The organism is Amycolatopsis jejuensis (assembly GCF_000717335.1).
Taxonomy (GTDB): Bacteria; Actinomycetota; Actinomycetes; order Mycobacteriales; family Pseudonocardiaceae; genus Amycolatopsis; species Amycolatopsis jejuensis.
Genome location: NZ_JNYZ01000120.1, coordinates 1 through 295, shown reverse-complemented (window position 1 = coordinate 295; position 295 = coordinate 1). Strand labels below are relative to the sequence as shown.

The 295-nt window shown below is 67.8% G+C and carries 1 protein-coding gene; it reads right to left on the bottom strand.

The window, feature by feature from the left end; translation table 11 throughout:
* Nucleotides 1-76: 76 nt before the first annotated feature.
* The coding region (locus OO71_RS51150; protein WP_033296449.1) for an oxidoreductase C-terminal domain-containing protein at nt 77-295 on the bottom strand (219 nt) is incomplete at its 5' end.

Genomic DNA, 295 nt, shown 5'->3' with positions numbered 1-295 from the left:
AACGGGGTGCCGTCTTGGGGCATCACCGGCGGATGCGGATACGGGCATCCGGTGGTCTCGACGTTGGCGTGGGTTGTCATGGGGCGAGCTGCCTTTCTGCGATGTCCGGTGTCCCGGACGTGAACTGTGCCCGCGCCTTACGGAAACCACGCGGGTGATGCCAGCCGACGACACCGACCGGGGTCGTGCCGTGTAAGGCGAGAGCGGCGAACTTCCCGTCCGCCGGGTCACCCTCGACCACCTCCAGGGTGTTCGCGCCGGTGAACCGCCCGTAGGCCTGGATACGGGTGCCGTA